The sequence below is a fragment of the Streptomyces sp. P5F9 genome (assembly GCF_057961495.1).
In genome coordinates, this window is the sequence record NZ_JBXVPZ010000073.1 from 1 (window position 1) to 20,843 (window position 20,843).

Annotated in this window: 12 protein-coding genes; 9 read left to right on the plus strand and 3 right to left on the minus strand. The window is 72.0% G+C overall.

All coding sequences use genetic code 11. The annotated features are described in order from the left end of the window. Positions 1-5: 5 nt before the first annotated feature. The 4 genes from AC31A1_RS14970 (at position 6) to moeZ (ending at position 4,240) form a co-directional block, all read left to right on the plus strand. Positions 6-1,157: a hypothetical protein gene (locus AC31A1_RS14970; protein ID WP_489653799.1), complete on the plus strand. Its 1,152-nt coding sequence runs from the start codon at positions 6-8 to the stop codon at positions 1,155-1,157. A gap of 144 nt (positions 1,158-1,301) precedes the next feature. Beyond that, positions 1,302-2,261 carry an NAD-dependent epimerase/dehydratase family protein gene (locus tag AC31A1_RS14975; RefSeq protein ID WP_033282020.1) on the plus strand — a complete coding sequence of 320 codons (960 nt, stop codon included), beginning with the start codon at positions 1,302-1,304 and terminating at the stop codon, positions 2,259-2,261. Beyond that, a complete protein-coding gene (locus AC31A1_RS14980) occupies positions 2,249-2,998 on the plus strand; it encodes a spherulation-specific family 4 protein (protein ID WP_489653783.1) in 750 nt (249 codons plus the stop codon). Before AC31A1_RS14975 ends, AC31A1_RS14980 begins: the two co-directional genes overlap by 13 nt. Before the next feature lie 63 nt (positions 2,999-3,061). Next, complete coding sequence (gene moeZ, locus AC31A1_RS14985; protein ID WP_406122358.1) at positions 3,062-4,240, plus strand: adenylyltransferase/sulfurtransferase MoeZ; 1,179 nt, start codon at positions 3,062-3,064, stop codon at positions 4,238-4,240. Positions 4,241-4,320: 80 nt separating this feature from the next. On the opposite strand, the gene AC31A1_RS14990 is transcribed toward moeZ, so the two are convergent. The 3 genes from AC31A1_RS14990 to AC31A1_RS15000 form a co-directional block, all read right to left on the minus strand. Next, positions 4,321-5,883: an alpha/beta hydrolase gene (locus AC31A1_RS14990; protein ID WP_489653784.1), complete on the minus strand. Its 1,563-nt coding sequence runs from the start codon at positions 5,881-5,883 to the stop codon at positions 4,321-4,323. 138 nt (positions 5,884-6,021) lie between these two features. Then, positions 6,022-7,566, minus strand: coding sequence for an alpha/beta hydrolase (locus tag AC31A1_RS14995; RefSeq protein WP_489653785.1), 1,545 nt, complete (start codon positions 7,564-7,566; stop codon positions 6,022-6,024). Between the two features lie 83 nt (positions 7,567-7,649). Then, positions 7,650-10,391 (minus strand): lysylphosphatidylglycerol synthase transmembrane domain-containing protein, encoded by a 2,742-nt coding sequence (locus AC31A1_RS15000; protein WP_489653786.1) that lies wholly within the window; start codon positions 10,389-10,391, stop codon positions 7,650-7,652. 186 nt (positions 10,392-10,577) lie between these two features. Here AC31A1_RS15000 and AC31A1_RS15005 point away from each other — a divergent pair, with 186 nt between their 5' ends. The 5 genes from AC31A1_RS15005 to nudC all read left to right on the plus strand — a co-directional run bounded on the left by AC31A1_RS15005 (position 10,578) and on the right by nudC (position 20,828). Further along, a complete protein-coding gene (locus AC31A1_RS15005; RefSeq protein WP_489653787.1) occupies positions 10,578-10,964 on the plus strand; it encodes an MGMT family protein in 387 nt (128 codons plus the stop codon). A 257-nt stretch (positions 10,965-11,221) separates the two neighbouring features. Continuing rightward, positions 11,222-14,641 carry an ATP-dependent helicase gene (locus AC31A1_RS15010; RefSeq protein WP_489653788.1) on the plus strand — a complete coding sequence of 1,140 codons (3,420 nt, stop codon included), beginning with the start codon at positions 11,222-11,224 and terminating at the stop codon, positions 14,639-14,641. Between the two features lie 100 nt (positions 14,642-14,741). Next, entirely contained in the window at positions 14,742-18,314 is a 3,573-nt protein-coding gene (locus tag AC31A1_RS15015) for an ATP-dependent helicase (RefSeq protein WP_489653789.1), read from the plus strand. A gap of 10 nt (positions 18,315-18,324) precedes the next feature. Next, positions 18,325-19,737 carry a dipeptidase gene (locus AC31A1_RS15020; protein WP_489653790.1) on the plus strand — a complete coding sequence of 471 codons (1,413 nt, stop codon included), beginning with the start codon at positions 18,325-18,327 and terminating at the stop codon, positions 19,735-19,737. Between the two features lie 146 nt (positions 19,738-19,883). Further along, positions 19,884-20,828 carry an NAD(+) diphosphatase gene (gene nudC, locus AC31A1_RS15025; protein ID WP_489653791.1) on the plus strand — a complete coding sequence of 315 codons (945 nt, stop codon included), beginning with the start codon at positions 19,884-19,886 and terminating at the stop codon, positions 20,826-20,828. Positions 20,829-20,843 lie beyond the last annotated feature (15 nt).

The window sequence follows — 20,843 nt, forward strand, 5'->3', positions numbered from 1 at the left end:
TCCCGGTGCCGGAAGCGGGCGGCGGTCCGGTCGGTGACGCCGTGTGCTTCCAGCCCCGCCGCGGCGCCGCCGACCCGGTCAAGGCGCTGATGCACCGTCACCGCGAGCTGTGCGAACGGGCCGTCGACCCGCTGGAGATCGCGGCGGGGCTGGAAGCACACGGCGTCACCGACCGGACCGCCGCCCGCTTCCGGCACCGGGACGTGTTCTCGCTCGCCGAGGAGATGTACGCACGCGCGCCCCGCGACGACGCGGCGGCCCCGCCCTCCGATGCCGTAACCGGACAAGCGCCCCGCGCCGGCTGGGCCGTACTCGCCCTCCTGCCCGGAGTCCTCTGCGCCGCGGCCGTGACCGGAGTGCGGCTCACGGACGGCCAGCCGCGGCTGGCGGTGGCCGTCGGCGGCGTTCTCGCCGTGGCGCTCGGTGTGCGCGTGGCCCTCGGCCGCGGCCCGTTGAGCAACCCGCCCGGCACGCACGCGTGGCGCACGCCCCCCGGCACGCGCCTGTGGACGTACTGGCTGCTGGCCTACGCCCTCCTCGGCGACGGACTGCTCCGCGCGGCGGACGACGGCGGACCCGACGGCCTGCCGACCGGCATCGCGGGCGGAGCCTGGTCCACGGCCACCGCGCCGGTCCTGGCCCTCACCCTGGCCTGCGCCCCCGCGGCCTGGTGCGCCCACCACTTCGCCGTGCGCGCTCGGCGAAAGCTCGCGATCAGTCGCGGACTTGAGGACTTCGCCGACTCCGTACGACCGCTGCTGCTTGGCACGTTCGCCCTGTTCCTGTGCGCCCTGACCGCCCTCCTCGCCCTCTGTGGCGCGGCCCTGGGCGAGCCCGCCGCGTACGCCCAAGCCATCACCCTGGGCGCTCTGTTGCTGCTCGCCCGCCTCCTCACCGTCCACGGCTTCACCTGCGCCCCGACCCTCGCGCTCGGCGCGGCGGCCGCGACGGAGGCGACGGCCCTGGCCACGGACCTCATCGGCCGGCTCCCCGGCTGCGGCTTCCTGGCCACGCCCGTCGAAACCGTCCTGGCCTCCTGGGGCCCGGGCGGCATCCCCGCCCTGGCCTGCGGAGCAGCCGGCCTGGCCCTCCTGTTCCACACCACCCGCACCCTGACCAGAGCCTCCGCGCACGCGTCGGCGAACGAGCCGCGGTGACGCCGCCGATGACCCGCACCAACCAGACGCGTCACCCAGCCGCAGGCGCCCGGCCCCACCGCCGGAGGCAACCGCATCACCCTGTGAAGGAGAACACCAGATGATCACCTCCCGATCCGGAGAGTCGGCCCCGGGAGCCGTCCGATGAGGGTCCTGCTGATCGGAGCCAACGGCTACCTCGGCCGCTTCGTCGCCGACCGCCTGCTCGCCGACCCGGCCGTCCAGCTCACCGCGCTCGGCCGCGGCGACGACGCCGACGTCCGCTTCGACCTCGCGACCGGCAGCCCCGGCGCGCTCACCCGCTTCCTGGACGCCGTCCACCCCGGAGTCGTCATCAACTGCGCCGGCGCCACCCGCGGCGGCGCCCGCGAGCTCACCCGGCACAACACCGTCGCCGTCGCCACCGTCTGCGAGGCCCTGCGCCGCAGCGGCTGCGGAGCCCGGCTCGTTCAGATCGGCTGCGGCGCGGAGTACGGCCCCAGCCAGCCCGGTTCCTCCACGGCCGAGGACGCCGTACCCCGCCCCGGCGGCCCGTACGGCGTCAGCAAACTCGCCGCCACCGAACTGGTCCTGGGCTCCGGCCTCGACGCCGTAGTACTGCGCGTCTTCTCGCCCGCCGGACCCGGTACCCCCGCCGGTTCCCCGCTCGGCCGGCTCGCCGAGGCCATGCGCCGGGCCATGCAGTCCGGCGACGGCGAACTCAAGCTCGGCGGCCTGGGCGCGCAGCGCGACTTCGTCGACGTACGGGACGTGGCCCGCGCCGTCCACGCCGCCTCGCTCTCCGCCGCGCAGGGCGTCATCAACATCGGCTCGGGCCGCGCGGTCCGGCTGCGCGACGCCGCCGCCGTCCTCGCCCGCGTGGCCGGATACGGCGGCGCCCTGCACGAACTGGACGGCCCGCCCGGCCCGCTGAGGGCGGCCATCGGGCACCCCCGCACCGATCCCGACCACGCGGCCCCAGTCGCGTACCCGTACCCGGACGGCTGCGGGAGCTGGCAGCAGGCGGATGTGCGCACCGCGCGCGACCGGCTCGGCTGGCGGCCCCGGATCAACCTCGAAGAGTCCCTCGCCGACATCTGGATGGAGGCGGCATGCCGCATCTGACCAGCACGACCCCGGGCACCGCGAGCACCGACGTCCGCACCGGCTTCGGCATCCCCGGCTACGCGCACCCCCTCGTCGCGCCGACCGAATGGGGCGAACTCGCCCGCCCCGGCACCCCCTTGCACTGGGTCGTCCTCAACGTCTCCTCCGGACCGGGGGCCCGCCCCGACCCGCACTGCCTGGAGGCGGCCGGGCGGCTCCGCAACACCGGCGTCCGCGTCCTCGGCCACCTGGACGCCGCCCACGGCGCCCGCACCTTCGGCGACCTGATCTCCGAGGCACACCGCTACCGCGACTGGTACCAGGTCGACGGCTTCCTCCTGGACCGCTGTCCCACCGACCGGGCAGCGCTCCCCGAGGCCCGCCGCACGGCCGGCGCACTCCGCGAGATCCGTGACGGCGCCCACATCGTCCTGGGGCACGGCACCCACCCGTACCCCGGATACGCCGAGTGCGCCGACCAGTTGGTGACCTTCTCGGGCCCGTGGAGCGAATACCGCTGGTCGCAGGTCGCCGAGTGGACCGCCGACTACCCGCCCGAGCGGTTCTGCCACTTCGTGCACGGCGTCCCGCGCGGCCATCTCGACGAGGCGCTGCGCATCGCCCGCTGGCAGGGCGCCTCGACGATCTACTTCACCGACCGCACCGATCACGGAGGCCGCACCGACCCCTGGGAGACCATGCCCGGCTACTGGGACGAGATCGTCTCGCGGATCGGAACGGGTGTCTCGGAATGAAGAAGGGCATGGCAGTGTTACGGGGAGAACAACTGTAGTGATTGACCGACCAACGGAGTCCCCGTGTCGCTGCCACCCCTGGTCGAGCCGGCTGCCGAGCTCACCGTAGACGAGGTCCGCAGGTACTCCCGCCACCTGATCATCCCCGACGTGGGCATGGACGGGCAGAAGCGGCTGAAGAACGCCAAGGTGCTCTGTGTGGGCGCCGGCGGTCTGGGCTCGCCGGCGCTGATGTACCTGGCCGCGGCGGGCGTGGGCACGCTCGGCATCGTGGAGTTCGACGAGGTCGACGAGTCGAACCTGCAGCGCCAGATCATCCACAGCCAGGCCGACATCGGCCGCTCCAAGGCCGAGTCGGCGCGTGACTCCGTGCTGGGCATCAATCCGTACGTGAACGTGATCCTCCACGAAGAGCGGCTTGAGGCCGAGAACGTGATGGATATCTTCAGCCAGTACGACCTGATCGTCGACGGCACGGACAACTTCGCGACCCGCTACCTGGTCAACGACGCCGCCGTGCTGCTGAACAAGCCGTACGTGTGGGGTTCGATCTACCGCTTCGACGGCCAGGCCTCCGTCTTCTGGTCCGAGCACGGCCCGTGCTACCGCTGCCTCTACCCGGAGCCCCCGCCCCCCGGCATGGTCCCGTCCTGCGCCGAGGGCGGCGTCCTGGGCGTGCTGTGCGCGTCCATCGGCTCCATCCAGGTCACCGAGGCGATCAAGGTCCTCACCGGCGTCGGCGACCCGCTCGTCGGCCGCCTGATGATCTACGACGCCCTGGAGATGCAGTACCGGCAGGTCAAGGTCCGCAAGGACCCCAACTGCGCGGTCTGCGGCCCGAACGCGACCGTCACCGAACTCATCGACTACGAGGCCTTCTGCGGCGTCGTCTCCGAGGAGGCCCAGCAGGCGGCCGCCGGCTCGACGATCACTCCCAAGCAGCTCAAGGAGTGGATCGACGACGGCGAGAACATCGAGATCATCGACGTCCGCGAGATCAACGAGTACGAGATCGTCTCGATCCCCGGCGCCAAGCTGATCCCCAAGAACGAGTTCCTCATGGGCACCGCCCTGGAGACGCTCCCGCAGGACAAGAAGATCGTCCTGCACTGCAAGACGGGTGTCCGCAGTGCGGAGGTCCTCGCCGTCCTCAAGTCGGCCGGCTTCGCGGACGCGGTCCATGTCGGCGGCGGCGTGATCGGCTGGGTCAACCAGATCGAGCCCGACAAGCCCGTCTACTAGACCCACGCTTTCCCGGGAGGGGCTCGGCACCACCGGTGCCGGGCCCCTTTCCGCTGCCCCCGTCGCCCCGACCGCCCCGGCTACGAGGCGCAGACCTTCCCGTCCTTGGGCACCGCCCCCTTCAGCAGATACGCGTCCACCGTCGAGTCGACGCAGTCGCTCCCGCTCCCGTACGCCCCGTGTCCCTCGCCCTTCCAGGTGAGCTCCATACCGACGCCCTCGCCCAGCTCGTCGACCATCTTGCGGGCACCCTCGTACGGCGTCGCCGGGTCCCCGGTGTTGCCGACCACCAGGATCGGCGCCGCACCGGGCGCGCTGACCTCCGGGGTGTCGTACTGCCCGGCCACCGGCCAGTCGTGACACCACCCGGCCGTGTCCCAGCCCAGGAAGTCGCCGAACACGGGGGAGATCTTCTCGAACTCGGGCAGCAGCTTCTGCGTCTGCGCGGGCGTCGGCCGCTGCTTGTCGTCCAAGCACGATATGACCCGTTGGGAATGGGTCGTCGTGCCGTAGTGCCCCGCGCTGTCACGGTCGTTGTAGCCGTCGGCGAGGGCCAGCAGCTCCGAACCGTCGCCCTCCTCCGCGGAGTTCAGGGCGCTGGTCAGGGTGGGCCAGCTCTCCTTGCTGTAGAGCGGGAGGACGATGCCGGTCAGCGCGAGCGTCTCGGTCAGCTTCCGCCCGGTCGAGGTGGCCAGCGGCTTGGCGTCCATCCGCTTCAACAGGGCCGCGATCTTCTTCGAGCCCTGAGCCGGGTCCTGGTCCGTCGACTTGAGGTAGTCGTCCAGCGCGCGCTGGAAACCCCGGGTCTGGTTCAGCGCGTGGCCCACCGAGTCGGCGCTCGGGTCGACGACCGCGTCCAGGATCAGCCTCCCCACCTTCTTGGGGAACAAGTGGGCATAGACGCCGCCGAGTTCGGTGCCGTACGAGATGCCGAAGTAGTGCATCTTCGTGTCACCCAGCACCTGGCGCATCAGGTCCATGTCGCGGGCCGTGTCGGTCGTCGACACATGCGCCATCAGCTTCCCGGCGGCCTTCTCGCAGCCTTTGCCGAAGTCGGTGGCGTCCTGGAAGTACGCCGTCTCCTCGGCCGGTGTGTCCGGCGTGGCGTCGATGTCCTCGGAGGCCTGGATCGCCTTGTCGCCGCGGCAGCGGACGCCCTCGCTGGCGCCGACCCCGCGCGGGTCCCAGCTCACCAGGTCGTAACGCTCGTGCAGCGCGGACACCGTGGTGGCGTACGCCGGCATGTAGTCCACGCCCGAGCCGCCGGGGCCGCCGAAGTTGAACAGAAGCGAACCGATGCGGTCGCCGCCCGTCGACTTGGAACGGATCAGCGCGAGCCCGATCGTGGAGCCGTCCGGCTTCGCCCAGTCCAGCGGCACTTTGAGCGTCGCGCACTGCCAGTCGCTGCTCGGCGCGGCCGAGTCGGCGGTGGCCTTGCAGCGCCCCCAGTCGAGCTTCTGCCCGGTCAGCGACGCGGGCAGCGCAGCCGTCGTAGAGGTAGAAGAGGACGAGTCGGCTGCGGACGGCTTGGCGTCCCCCGCGCCCGCGCCGTCCTTGCCGTCGTCGGACGAGCCGCTGCTACAGCCGGCCGTCAGCAGTGCGGCGGCGGCCATCAGGGCCGTCCACCGTACGAATCGCGCCATGTGCATTCCCCCCTCGCAGGCCGTCCGCGTCACGCAGCGGATGGCGGTCAGGCCATAGTAGGCGGCGCGAGCCGAGCCCGTGATGGCCTGTGGATAACCTTTTGACCTGCGCGTTTGCCCGGATTTCGGGAGATGGGTTCAGGAGCAGACGGTGCCGGCCGCCGGGACTTTCCCGTTCAGCAGATAGCCGTTCACCGCGCTCTGCACGCACTTGTTCTTGCTGTCGTACGCCCCGTGCCCCTGGCCCTTGTACGTCAGCTCGACCGCGACGCCCTTGCCCAGCGCGTCCACCATCTTCCGCGCGCCCTCGTACGGCGTGGCCGGGTCACCGGTGTTGCCCACGACGAGGATCGGCGGCGACCCGGCCGCGCTCACATCGGGATGGTCGGCGGCGCCCGGCACGGCCCAGTCGGTGCAGCTGACCATGCCCCAGGCGAGGAAGTCGCCGAAGAGGGGAGAGGCTGCCCGGAACTCGGGCAGCTTCTGCTCCACGTAGTCGGCGGTGTATCTCGGTTTGTCGTCGGCGCAGTTGATGGCGATGTTCGCCGCCGTGATGTTGCTGTACTCGCCGTTCTCGCTGCGCCCGTTCATGGAGTCGGACAACGCCATGAGGACCTTGCCGTCACCGCTGTATGCCTGTTCGAGGCCCTCGGTGAGGTATTCCCAGAAGTCCTTCGAGTACAGCGCCTGAGCGATGCCGTTCGTGGCGGCGGTCTGGGTCAACTGGCGGGGGAAGATGCCCGGGATCGGCTTGGTGTCCAGGTCCTTGAGCAGCTTGGCGATGCGGTCCTTGACGTCCTGCGCGGTGTCGCCGATCGGGCAGTCCGTGGTCTTCGACGTGCAGTCGTCGGCGAAGTTGTCGAGCGCGAGCTGGAAGCCCTTGGCCTGTCCCAGGGAGCCCTGTTCGGAGTTCTGGGTGGGGTCGACGACCGCGTCGAAGACGGCGCGCCCCACGTGCTTGGGGAACAGGTGGGCGTAGACGCCGCCGAGTTCGGTGCCGTAGGAGATGCCGAAGTAGTGCAGCTTGTCGTCGCCGAGGACCTGGCGCATCAGGTCCATGTCGCGGGCCGCGTCGGTGGTGCGCACCTGGGGGAGCATCTTCTTGGAGTGCTTCTCGCAGGCCGCGTTGAACTGCTTGGTGTCGGCCAGGAGCTTGGTGCGCTCGGCCGTGGTGTCCGGGGTCGCGTCCTGCTGGAAGTACTGGTCGAGCTGGGAGTCGCTCTCGCACTCGACGCCGGCGCTGCGGCCCACCCCGCGCGGGTCGAAGCTCACCAGGTCGTAGCGGGTGCGCAGGGTCGCGTAGTCCTCGCCGAAGGCGGGCAGCGTGGTGACGCCCGAGCCGCCGGGGCCGCCGAAGTTGAAGACGAGCGAGCCGATCCGCTTGCTCTTGTCCCCGCTGGCTTTCGCCCGCACCAGGGCGAGTCCGATCGTGTCACCCTTGGGCTTGCTCCAGTCGAGCGGCGCCTTCATGGTGGCGCACTGCCACTTGGTGCCGTTCGGCAGCGGCGACGGCGCGGCGCCGCCGCCCTCCGACTCGGACGGGGCCGGACAGTCCTTCCAGCTCAGCTTCTGGGCCGTCGGATCCTCGTCCTTGGAGTCGCCGCCGCAGCCCGCCAGCGTGGCGGACAGCAGGACGACGGTGGCGGTCAGGGCAGCGGCACGCAGCCGGGAGGGGTTCGGCATGACCCCATCCTGGGGTCGTACACGGCGGTGCGCTCGGGGCGCGGGCCGTACGAGGTACGCACGCGTGCGTGTCCGTGTGTGCTCTACAGGGAGCCCTTGCGGGACAGGTGGTTGAAGAACAGCCAGCCCGGCAGCACCGGGATCCACAGCGTCAGCAGCCGGTACAGGAGCACCGCCGGAGCGGCGACCTCCTTGGGGAGGCCCACGGCGATCAGACCGAGGGTCAGGCTCGCCTCGACCGCGCCCACACCGCCCGGGGTCGGCGCCGCGGAACCGAGCGCGTTGCCCGCGAGGAAGACGACGGCGACGCTGGCCAGGCTGAGCGACGTCGAGTCGTCGCCGAACGCCCGGATCGACGCGTCCAGGCACATCACGAAGCAGGCCGTCAGCAGCAGCATGCCGCCGATGCCGGTGACCAGCTTCTGCGGCCGCTGCAGCACGTCGAGCATGCGCGGGATGACGCCCGCGAAAAGCGACCGCACGCGCGTGACGAGGAACTTCCGCAAGAACGGCACCGAGGTCACCACGAGCACGAGCACCGCCACCGTCAGCAGACCGGCGATGACCGTCCGGGACGGCGACAGCGACGGCGTCTTCTCGGTGCCGGTCAGATAGCCGAACGAGAGCAGCATCAGGATGTGGCAGCCAAGACCGAACAGCTGCGACGCGCCGACACTCGCCACCGCGAGCCCGGGCCGCACCCCGGCACGCTGCAGGAAGCGCGTGTTCAGGGCGACACCGCCGACCGCGGCCGGGGCCACGATCTTCACGAACGACCCGGCGACCTGCGCCGCCACGGCCCGCAGGAACGGCACCCGCTCCGGCACGAACCCCAGGAGGGCCATCGCCGCCGCGAAGTAGCTCAGCGCCGAGAACAGCACGGCCGCAGCCACCCAGCCCCACTGGGCGTTGGCGACGAGAGGACCGAACTCGATGTGCGTGAGCTGCGTCAGCAGGAAGTACGCGCCGATCGCGCCCGCGATGAAACTGATCAGCGTGCGCGGCCGCACCCGCTCCAGACGGGCCGGTTCGACGTGCGCCTGCGGTCTGATCAGCAGCACCTGATGACGGATCTGGGTGAGCAGATCCTCCTCGCGCGCTTCGTCCAACGCGTCGTCGATGGCCCGCTTCTCGGCCCGCTGCTCCGCGCGCACGGCCTTCTTGTCGGGCTTCTCCAGTACGGGAGTGGAGCCCTCCGAGGCCTCCTCCGCGCGGGCCAGCCTGGTCTGCTGGGACGCCTCCAGGATCGCGTCGCGCTCACGCTGAGCGCGTTCCCTGGACAGGCGTCGCAGCGTCGCGCGCGTGGAGCGCGACAACGCGATCGGCTGGAGCATCGGCAGACAGTCGGCCACGGCGTCGGGACCGAGGACACCGACCGCCGAGGCCACCGCGCGCTCGGCGCCCACCCGCAGACCGATCGTCGTCACCAACTGGGCGACGTCCATGCGCAACAGCAGCTCACCGGCGGCGATCTCGCCGCCCCGCAGATCCGTGAGGATCACCGTGCCGGAACGATCCACCAGAATCGCGTCACCGGCGAGTCTGCGGTGGGCGATGCGCCGCGACTGCAGTGCCTGCACCTGGTGCCAGGTCAGGCGCAGCAGATCGTCGGTGATCTCCTCGTCCGCGAGCGAGTCGAGCGTGCGCCCGCCGGTGTGCTCGTAGACGAGCATCACGGCGTCGGGGCCGAGCTCCGAGGTCGCGATCAGCTTCGGGGCGTTGGCCCCGGCCGCGATCGCCGCGTACGCCAGCAGGGCCTCCTGCTCCAGCGCCTGGCGCAGCGACTGGAGGCTGCTGCGGGTCGCGAAGCCGCGCAGCGTCAGATTGCGCCACGCCCGGTAGAAGAACCCCTGGGCCTGTTGTTCGCGGTCGACCACGGTGACGTCCAGCGGCGGACCGTCCTCCAGGGTCACGAAGTAGCGCCGGCCGCGGTCGCCGTTCTCCGTGTCGACGACCTCCTCGCGGGCGGCGCCCACGGGGTGGAAGCCGACCGTCCGCAGGCCCGCCATCAGCGTCCGTCCGGTAGGACGGACGTTCGGCGAACCCACCGCGTACAGCGTCCCGTAGGCCACGGTCCAGCCGATCAACACCGTCAGGATGATCGAGAACGGCGTCGTGTACCCGGTGACCAGCATTGAGAAGGCGTCGAGCAGCAGCACAATCCACAGCACGGAGCGCCAGCGCGGCCTCCGGGACATGCCTACGGCCGTCATGTAGGCGATGACGGGCGCCAGATAGCCGTGCACCGGGTCGGTGAGGGCGTGGATGTCGCCGGGGGAGGGCTGGGTGAGCGCCTCCTGGATGGAGCCCGGGGCGGCCTTCGCGACCCACAGGTCCGTGGCGAGCGTCACTCCGTGCGCGAGGACCGCCGCGAGCACGCCGTCGGCGATGCGCAGCCCGTCCCGCTTGATCAGCCGCTCGATCGCGAAGGCGACCGGCACCAGCAGAATGGCGATGCTGGACGCCAGCCCCGCGATCTTGATCAGCAGGTCGGGCGCCTGCCCGGTGCCCTTGTTGATGTCCTGTTCGAGCCCCGAGGTCGTGCCGTGCGCGAACGCGGCGATCGCGAGCAGTACGACGATCGCGAGAAAGCCCACCAGGAGGCGCATGAGATCGGAAGGGCGGTGCACGCGCGCGGGCAGCAGCGGTTCGTCGCCCTCGACCTCCTCGACGTGCGGGTCGTCGCCGCAGTCGTCGAGACCGGGCATGGGGCCGGGCGCGGGCGTCTCCGCGGGGTCCTGCTCGTGGGCGTCGGCGGTGTCCGGGCGCGACGCAGCGTCAGAGGTGCCCTCCGCGTCTTCGGGATGCACACCCTGCTGCTTCATCGTCTCTTCTTGATCTCGTATCACCGGTCACCGCCCGCACGATGGTGGCATGCCCCACCGACACACGGGGGCATCAGGGTGCAAATGCGGGGGCGCACAGTCTGCCCCACGCGCCGCTCCGGGGCGAGGGATACGCAGAGTCGCCAGCGCGTCGCATTGTCGGTGGGGTGCGGCAGGATGGGCCGGATGAGCGAGGAGAGCCTTCCGGACGACACCGGCCCCGAGCACGGCGACGCGCTGCCCGAGTACGCGGAGCGCGTCCTCGACGTGGCCGAACGGATTCCGCCCGGGCGCGTCATGACGTACGGGGACGTCGCCGAATGGCTGGAGGAGGGCGGCCCGCGCCAGGTCGGCCGTGTGATGGCCCTCTACGGAGGAGCCGTTCCGTGGTGGCGGGTAGTCCGCGCGGACGGCGTGCTGCTCCCGGGGCACGAGCTGCGGGCGCTCGACAACTACCGGGCGGAGGGCACTCCTCTGAAGGAGGCGAGCAGATCCGCCGAGGGGCACCTGCCGCGCGTCGACATGAAACGGGCGCGATGGGACGGCGGCGAGCGCGCGGACGGTCACACCTGACAGCTTCCGCCATCGGACGCGCCCCGGGGCGGCCTGTGGCCCGTACGGGGGAAACCCGGCACGTCCGTGGCATGCCGTACGTTCGAGGGGCGAGGGACGCGAGGGGCGCGCGAGCCGTGAGGGAACGCGCGGAAGTCCTGCTTCCCGGTGACCCGTCGGCGTAGCGTCGGCTGCACCTGTCCCCCTCACCTCGCGGTCACCGCCCTCCACGCGCGGTGGTCAGGCAACCAGCACACCCACCAGGACCGGCGAACCACGTGAGCTCCTCTTCCTCCACCAGGCGCCTGTCGCACCCCCAGGTGCGACAGGGGAGCCGTGGCGCTTACCGACTGGTGCGTACCCCGCCGACCCGGCCGGCTCCCCCTCGTCTGGACGCGCCACAGCGCTCCGTGGTTGACCACGAGGCCGGTCCGCTGCTCGTCCTCGCAGGTCCGGGCACCGGCAAGACGACCACCCTCGTGGAGTCCGTCGCGGCACGGATCGCCCGGGGAGGTGACCCCGCGCGGATCCTCGTGCTGACGTTCAGCCGCAAGGCGGCCGTCGAGCTGCGCGACCGCATGGCGCTGCGCATCGGCGCCGCCCGCGCCCCCCGCGCGACCACCTTCCACTCGTTCTGCTACGCCCTGGTCCGCGCCCACCAGGACAGCGACCTGTTCGTCGAGCCGCTACGGCTGCTGTCCGGCCCCGAACAGGACGTCGCCGTACGCGAACTGCTCGCCGGCCAGCCCGACCTGGAGCGCCTCGGTCTCGCCCACGTGCGCTGGCCGGACGAACTGCGGGCCTGCCTCACCACCCGCGGCTTCGCCGACGAGGTCCGCGCGGTCCTGGCCCGCAGCCGCGAACTGGGCCTGGGTCCGGACTCCCTGGACTCCTTCGCCCGCCGCATCGGCCGCCCCGACTGGCGCGCGGCCGCCGCCTTCCTCGCCGAGTACCTGGACGTACTCGACCTCCAAGGAGTGCTCGACTACGCGGAACTGGTCCACCGCGCGGTGCTCCTCGCCCAGCGCCCCGAGGTCGCCGAGAGGCTCGCCGCGCAGTACGACGCCGTGTTCGTGGACGAGTACCAGGACACCGACCCGGCCCAGGTACGGCTGCTGCACGCCCTCGCCGGCGGTGGCCGTAACCTCGTCGCCTTCGGCGACCCCGACCAGTCGATCTACACGTTCCGGGGCGCCGACGTGAACGGCATCCTGGACTTCCCGAGCGCCTTCCCGCGCGCGGACGGCAGTCCGGCCCCCGTAGAGGTTCTCCGGACCTCCCGTCGCTCAGGCGCCGCCCTGCTGACCGCCACCCGCCTGCTCACCCAGCGCATGCCCCTGACCAGGCTCCCGGCCCAGAAGGTGCGCGCCCACCGCGAGTTGTCCCCGGTGCGCGACGGCGGCCGCGTCGAGGTCTACACCTACCCGACCCCCGGCACGGAGCTGGACAACATCGCCGACATCCTCCGCAGGGCACACCTGGAGGACGGCGTCCCCTGGAACGACATGGCCGTCCTGGTACGCGCCGGCTCCCGGACCATCCCCACGATCCGCCGCGCCCTCACAGCGGCCGGCGTCCCCCTGGACATCGACGGCGACGACCTGCCCCTGCGCCACGAACCGGCGGTGGCACCGCTGCTGACGGCACTGCGGGCGGTGGCGGCGGCGGAAGCATCAGTACGGCCCGAGGACGACACCGAAGCCGTACGAGCCGTAGAAGACGCCGTGTCGGAAGCCGACGACGAACGGACCGCGGCGGAAGCCGAGAACGAACAGGCCACGCCGGAAGTTGATCCCGAAGAGCCCGCTGCCTCCTCCTGGCTCGACACCGAAACCGCCCTCACCCTGCTCGCCTCCCCCCTCGCCGCCATGGACGCCGCCGACCTGCGCCGCCTGGGCCGGGCGCTGCGCGAGGAGGAGCGGGCCGGTGGCAACCCCGTGCCGCCGCCCTCCGACGAGCTGCTCACGCGGGCGCTCGCCGAGCCGGAGCGGCTGGTCGCGCACGACCCGACGTACGCGCGGGGAGCCCAGCGCCTGGGCGCGCTGCTGCGCAAGGCACGGGAGCGCCTGGCGGGCGGCGGTACGGCCGAGGAGGCGCTGTGGGACCTCTGGCAGGGCACACCGTGGCCCGGGCGCCTGGAGCGGGCCGCACTGCGCGGCGGTGCGGCCGGGCGCAACGCGGACCGCGACCTGGACGCGGTGTGCGCGCTGTTCGCGACCGCCGCCCGCGCGGAGGAGCGCACCGGGGGCCGGGGCGCCCTCAACTTCCTGGAGGAGATCGACGCCGAGGACATCGCCGCCGACACGCTCACACGGCGTGCCGTACGCCCCGACGCCGTACGCCTGATGACCGCACACCGCTCCAAGGGCCTGGAGTGGAACCTGGTCGTCGTAGCAGGCGTCCAGGAGGGCCTGTGGCCGGATCTGCGTCGGCGCGGCTCCCTCCTGGAGGCCGACCGCATCGGCCGTGACGGACTCGCCGAACCGCTCACCCCGGGAGCCCTGCTCGCCGAGGAACGCCGCCTGTTCTACGTCGCCGCCACGCGCGCGCGTGAACGCCTCGTCGTCACCGCCGTGAAGGCACCCGCGGACGACGGGGACCAGCCGTCCCGCTTCCTCACCGAACTCGGCGTCGAGCCCAAGGACGTCACCGGCCGCCCGCACCGTCCGCTGTCGGTCGCCGCACTGGTCGCCGAGCTGCGCGCCACGACCGTCGACCCGCGCGTGTCCGAGACCCTCAGGGAGGCCGCCGCGCGGAGGCTGGCCCGGCTGGCCGCGCTCGCCGACGAGGAGGGCCGCGCGCTGGTTCCGTCCGCGCACCCGTACCGCTGGTGGGGCATGTACGAACCGACCGAGAGCAAGGTGCCGCTGCGCGACCGCGACCAGCCCGTCGTGCTCTCCGGAAGCGCCCTCGACCAGCTCGCCAACACCTGTGCCCTGCAATGGTTCCTGGGCCGTGAGGTGAAGGCCGACGCGCCCGCGACCGCCGCCCAGGGCTTCGGGAACGTGGTGCACGTCCTCGCCGACGAGGTCGCCTCCGGACGCACCCCCGCCGACCTCGACGCCCTCATGGAACGCCTCGACACCGTGTGGAACGCGCTCGCCTTCGACGCGCCCTGGAAGTCGGTACAGGAGAAGGACAACGCGCGCGTGGCGCTCGAACGCTTCCTGAAGTGGCACGTCGACTCCAACGGCGTCCGCCCCGGCCGTACGCCCGTCGCCAGCGAGCACGACTTCGACGTCACCCTCGAAGCGGGCGACTACGAAGTGCGCATCCGCGGCTCCATGGACCGCGTCGAAGCGGACGGCGAAGGACGCGCCTACGTCGTCGACTTCAAGACCGGCAAGCAGACGCCCACCGCCCGCGAGGTGGAGCGCCACCCCCAACTCGCCGTCTATCAACTCGCCGTCCAGGAAGGCGCCGTCGACGAGGCCTTCGACGGAGTGCGCCCCGAACCCGGCGGCGCCGAACTCGTCCAGCTGCGCCAGGGCGCCACACAGCGGGACGGCGGCGAGACCCTGCCCAAGGTGCAGGCCCAGGAGCCCCTGGAGGGGGAGTGGGCCGGTGAGCTGCTGGCCACGGCCGCGGGCAAGGTCCTGGACGAACGGTTCACGCCCACGGCCGGCCAGCACTGCGCGCACTGCGCGTTCCGGGCCTCGTGCAGCGCGCGGCCCGAGGGACGACACGTCGTCGAGTAACTCGCGTGACGTATCGCACCACATGTGCTGACCTGCGCTTCTCCTGCACCTGAGGGCGTTTGGTCCTCGACTGTCAGTGGCCGCCGCTAGCCTCTCCGACATGCCCGCCCGTATCACCGATCCCGAGCAGCTCAAGGAGCTCCTCGGCATCCCCTTCACCCCGGAGCAGACGGCCTGCATCATCGCGCCGCCCGCCCCGCAGGTGATCGTGGCCGGAGCCGGGTCGGGCAAGACGACGGTGATGGCGGCCCGCGTGGTGTGGCTGGTCGGCACCGGCCAGGTCGCCCCCGAGCAGGTCCTCGGCCTGACCTTCACCAACAAGGCCGCCGGTGAACTCGCCGAGCGCGTCCGCAAGGCACTCATCAAGGCAGGCGTCACCGACCCCGACGTCATCGACCCGGACAACCCTCCGGGCGAGCCCGTGATCTCGACCTACCACGCCTTCGCGGGCCGCCTCCTGACCGACCACGGCCTGCGCATCGGACTCGAACCGACGGCCCGTCTGCTCGCCGACGCCACCCGCTTCCAGCTCGCCGCGCGCGTGCTGCGCGAGGCCCCCGGCCCCTACCCGGCCCTCACCCGCTCCTTCCCCGACCTCGTCAGCGACCTCCTCACCCTCGACGGCGAGCTGTCCGAACACCTCGTACGCCCCGAGGAGTTGCGCGCCTACGACGCCGAGCTGCTGCGCGCATTGGAAGGCCGCAAGCTCAGCAACGCCGAGCTGCGCAAGGTCCCCGAGGCGGCCGCCGCACGGCGTGAACTCACCGAGCTGGTGAGCCGCTACAGGACCGCCAAGCGCGAGCGCGACCTGCTCGACTTCGGTGACCAGATCGCCCTCTCCGCGACCCTGGCCCGCGCCCGTCCCGAGGTCGGCGACATCCTGCGCGACGAGTTCCGGGTGGTGCTGCTCGACGAGTACCAGGACACCTCGGTCGCCCAACGCATCCTCCTGGCAGGCCTGTTCGGCGCCGGCACGGGCCACCCGGTGACCGCGGTCGGCGACCCCTGCCAGGCGATCTACGGCTGGCGCGGCGCGTCCGTCGCCAACCTCGACGACTTCCCCGAGCATTTCGCGCACGCCGACGGCCGCCTCGCCGCCCGTCAGTCGCTCAGCGAGAACCGCCGCAGCGGCGGCCGCCTCCTCGACCTCGCCAACAACCTCGCGGAACCTCTGCGCGCCATGCACGCGGGCGTGGAGGCCCTCCGCCCGGCCCCCGGCGCCGAGCGCGACGGCATGGTCCGCTGCGCTCTGCTGCCCACCCACACCGAGGAGATCGACTGGCTCGCCGACTCCATCGCCCACCTCGTACGGACCGGGAAGGCTCCCGGCGAGATCGCCGTCCTGTGCCGTACGGCCACCGACTTCGCCGAGATCCAGGGCGCCCTCGTCGCCCGCGACATCCCGGTCGAGGTGGTCGGGCTCTCCGGGCTGCTGCACCTGCCCGAGGTCGCCGACCTCGTCGCCGTCTGCGAAGTCCTCCAGGACCCCGGCGCCAACGCCTCCCTGGTCCGGCTGCTGACCGGCCCGCGCTGGCGCATCGGCCCGCGCGACCTCGCCCTCCTGGGCCGGCGCGCCCGGCTCCTGGTGGCGCACACGCGCGTGGGGGACGATGACGACCCGGACCGCCGACTCGCCGAGGCCGTCGAGGGGGTCGACCCCTCCGAGGTGATATCGCTCGCCGACGCCCTCGACACGTTCCTGGAGACACCGCTGTACGGCGCCGACCGCACCGGGGACGACGACGGGCTGCCCTTCTCACCGGACGCGCGCGTGCGCTTCGCCCACCTCGCCACCGAGCTGCGCGACCTGCGCCGATCCCTGTCCGACCCCCTGATGGACGTCCTGCACCGGGTCCTGGCCGTCACCGGCCTGGAGGTCGAACTGGCGGCGTCCCCGCACGCGTTGGCCGCCCGCCGCCGCGAGACCCTGTCGAACTTCCTGGACGTCGCCGCCTCCTTCGCCGCGGGCGACGGCGAGGCGAGCCTGCTCGCCTTCCTCGGCTTCCTGCGCACCGCCGCCCAGTACGAGAAGGGCCTCGACAACGCCCTGCCCGGCGGCGAGAACACCGTCAAGGTCCTCACCGCGCACAAGTCCAAGGGCCTGGAGTGGGACGTCGTGGCCGTCCCCGGCCTGGTCACCGGAACCTTCCCCAGCGGTCAGGGCCGGGAGAAGTGGACCGCCCAGGGCAAGGTTCTGCCGCACGCGCTGCGCGGCGACACCGCCACCCTGCCCGACGTGGCTTCCTGGGACTCCAAGGGCCTGAGGTCCTTCCACGAGGCCATGAAGGACCACCAGCACACCGAGGAACTCCGCCTCGGCTACGTCACCTTCACCCGCCCCCGCTCCCTGCTGCTCGGCTCCGGCCACTGGTGGGGCCCCACCCAGAAGAAGCCCCGCGGCCCCTCCGACTTCCTCCAGGCCCTGTACGACCACTGCGCGGCCGGATACGGCGAGATCGAGGCCTGGGCGGACCAGCCCGAGGAGGGCGCGGAGAACCCCGCCCTGCACACGGCCACCGCCGACCAGGCCTGGCCGCTGCCCCTGGACGACGCGGCGATGGCTCACCGCCACAAGGCCGCCAAGCTGGTCATGAACCACTTGGAGTACCTCGCCTCCCACGACGAGGGCCACCCCGCGGCCACGCACGACCCGAACGCCCACGACGACCCGGACTGGCCGCCGCCACCTGAGGACGACGAACCTCCTTACGGCGAGCCCCCCTTCGGGGAGCCTCCGTATGAGGAGTCCCTCCCCGAAACCGGGGCCGAAGCCGAAAACGCCCTCCCGGAGGACGACCCCGCCGACTGGGACGCCTGGACCACGGACCGCCCGACCGTCCCGCACCAGGCGACAGCCCCGCACGCCGCCGAACACTCCAGTGCGCCAGGCGGCGCACGCCCGCACCCCACGGAACCGCCCGGCACGCGCCTCACCCCCGAGGAAGCCCGAGCCATCGCTTCCTGGGACCGCGACCTCGACGCCCTCACCGGCGAACTCCTCCGCGCCCGCCGAGGAGTCACAGACGTACCCCTGCCGGCCTCGCTCACCGCCACCCAGTTGATGCTCCTGGCCGCCGACCCGGACGCCCTCGCGCAGGAGCTCGCGCGCCCGCTGCCGCGCCCGCCGCAACCCGCCGCACGCCGGGGCACCCGCTTCCACGCGTGGGTGGAGTCACGCTACGAAGAGCTGACCCTGCCCATGCTGGAGCCGGACGAACTGCCAGGCAGCGAGGCCGAGATCGCCGACGAACGCGACCTGGAAGCCCTCAAGGAAGCCTTCGAACGCACCGAGTACGCCCGGCGCACGCCCTACCGCGTCGAGACCCCCTTCCAGCTCGCGATCGCCGGCCGCGTCGTACGGGGCCGTATCGACGCCGTCTACAGACAGGGCGACGGCGACGGGGCGACGTACGAGATCCTCGACTGGAAGACCAGCCGTACCCGTACCGCCGACCCGCTCCAGCTCGCGATCTACCGGCTGGCCTGGGCCGAGCGGCAGGGCGTGCCCCTGGAGGCCGTCATGGCCGCGTTCCTGTACGTGCGCGGCGGTGAGGTCGTACGCCCCGAGAACCTCCCGGACCGGGCCGCACTGGAGCGGCTGCTGCTGGAGGAGCCGGGCGCGCAAGCAAACTGTGAGGAACCGCCCACCGAGGATGTCAGTGCGGGCCGATAGGCTCGTGACCATGAGCCACACCGTTGACAGTGCCGTCAGCGCGGTCCGCACGTACATCGAGCAGCACCGCGCAGCCTTCCTCGACGACCTCGCCGAGTGGCTGCGCATCCCGTCCGTGTCGGCGCAGCCCGAGCACACGCCCGACGTCCGGCGCAGCGCGGACTGGCTCGCCGCCGCACTCCGGGAGACCGGCTTCCCCACCGTCGAGGTCTGGCCGACCCCGGGCGCCCCAGCCGTCTTCGCAGAGTGGCCCTCCGACGATCCCGAGGCACCCGCGGTCCTCGTCTACGGCCATCACGACGTCCAGCCCGCCGCCCGCGAGGACGGCTGGGACAGCGAGCCCTTCGAGCCCGTCGTCCGCGGAAACCGCCTCTACGCGCGCGGGGCGGCCGACGACAAGGGCCAGGTGTTTTTCCACACACTCGGCGTCCGCGCCCACCTCGCCGCCACCGGCCGTACCGCCCCGGCCGTGCACCTGAAGCTGCTCGTCGAGGGCGAGGAGGAGTCCGGCTCCCCGCACTTCCGAGCGCTCGTCGAGGAGCACGCCGACCGGCTCGCCGCCGACGCCGTGATCGTCTCCGACACCGGCATGTGGTCCGAGGACACCCCCACGGTGTGCACCGGTATGCGCGGCCTCGCCGAGTGCGAGATCCGGCTGCTGGGCCCCGACCAGGACATCCACTCCGGTTCCTTCGGCGGCGGGGTGCCCAACCCGGCGACCGCCGCCGCCCGCCTCGTCGCCGCGCTGCACGACGAGCACGCACGCGTGGCCGTCCCCGGCTTCTACGACGGCATCGTCGAACTCACCGACCAGGAGCGCGAACTCTTCGCCGAGCTGCCCTTCGACGAGAAGGAGTGGCTGCGCACCGCCAAGTCGCACGCCACTCACGGCGAGGCCGGACACACCACCCTGGAGCGCATCTGGGCCCGCCCCACCGCCGAGGTCAACGGCATCGGCGGTGGCTACCAGGGCCCCGGCAGCAAGACGATCATCCCGTCCACGGCCATGGTGAAGCTCTCCTTCCGGCTGGTCGCAGGCCAGGACCCCGACCACATCGAGAAGGCCGTCCGAGCCTGGGCCGCCCAGCAGGTGCCCGACGGAATCCGGCCGGAAATCACCTTCAGCGCGGCCACGCGCCCGTGCCTGACGCCCCTGGACCACCCGGCCCTGCAGTCCGTCGTCCGCGCCATGGGCCGCGCCTTCGAGAAACCGGTCCTCTTCACCCGCGAGGGCGGCTCGGGACCGGCCGCCGACCTCCAGGAAGTCCTTGGGGTACCCGTCCTCTTCCTGGGCATCTCCGTCCCGTCCGACGGCTGGCACGCCCCGAACGAGAAGGTCGAGATCGACCTCCTCCTGAAGGGCGTCGAAACCACCGCCCACCTGTGGGGAGACCTCGCCGACACCTGGCGCCGCGCACCCTGACGAACCCGCGCGACCGGAACCGCCACGCGCGCGAGGCACACTGGAAGAACCGCCCCGTCCCCGCCGGACCCGGTCACCTCCTGCCGTACGTCCCGCTGAACCGCCCGCCGAAACAATCCGCATTGCCGGGGGAGTTGGAAGCACCCGTGACCACCTGGACCGACCACACAGCCGACCGACCCATCTCGCTCACCGCCCCGAGCGGCATCGACCGAGCCGCCCACCACCGGCTCGACGAGGCCTGGCTCGCCGCGGCATGGAGCCACCCCTCCACCCGTTGCTTCGTGGTCTCCGGCGGCCAGGTCCTCATCGACGAGACACCCGACGGCAACACCGAACTCGTAATGACCCCGTCCTTCGAGGCCCCGCTCACCGAGGCGCACCGCTACTTCCTGGGCACCGACGACGACGGCGTCAGCTACTTCGCCCTCCAGAAGGACGCGCTGCCCGGCCGTATCGACCAGTCGGCGCGGCCCGCGGGCCTGCGCGAGGCGGGCCTGCTGCTGTCACCCCGGGACGTGGGCCTCATGGTGCACGCGGTCGCCCTGGAGAACTGGCAGCGCCTGCACCGGTTCTGCTCCCGCTGCGGCGAGCGCACGGTGATCGCCGCAGCCGGCCACATCCGCCGCTGCCCGGCCTGCGGCGCGGAGCACTACCCGCGCACCGACCCCGCCGTGATCATGGCCGTCACCGACGAGGAGGACCGCATCCTGCTCGGCCGCCAGGTCCACTGGCCCGAGGGCCGCTTCTCGACGCTCGCCGGCTTCGTGGAGCCCGGCGAGTCCATCGAGCAGTCGGTGCGCCGCGAGGTCTTCGAGGAGGCCGGCATCACCGTCGGCCACGTGGAGTACGTCGCCAGCCAGCCCTGGCCCTTCCCGTCCAGCCTCATGCTGGGCTTCATGGCCCGCGCCACCTCGACCGACATCAACGTCGACGGCGACGAGATCCACGAAGCCCGCTGGTTCTCCCGCGAGGAACTGCGCGCGGCCTTCGAGTCAGAAGAGGTGCTGCCCCCGTACGGTATCTCGATCGCGGCCCGCCTGATCGAGCTCTGGTACGGCAAGCCGCTGCCGACGCGAACCTTCGTCTGAGGCATCCGGGGGGCG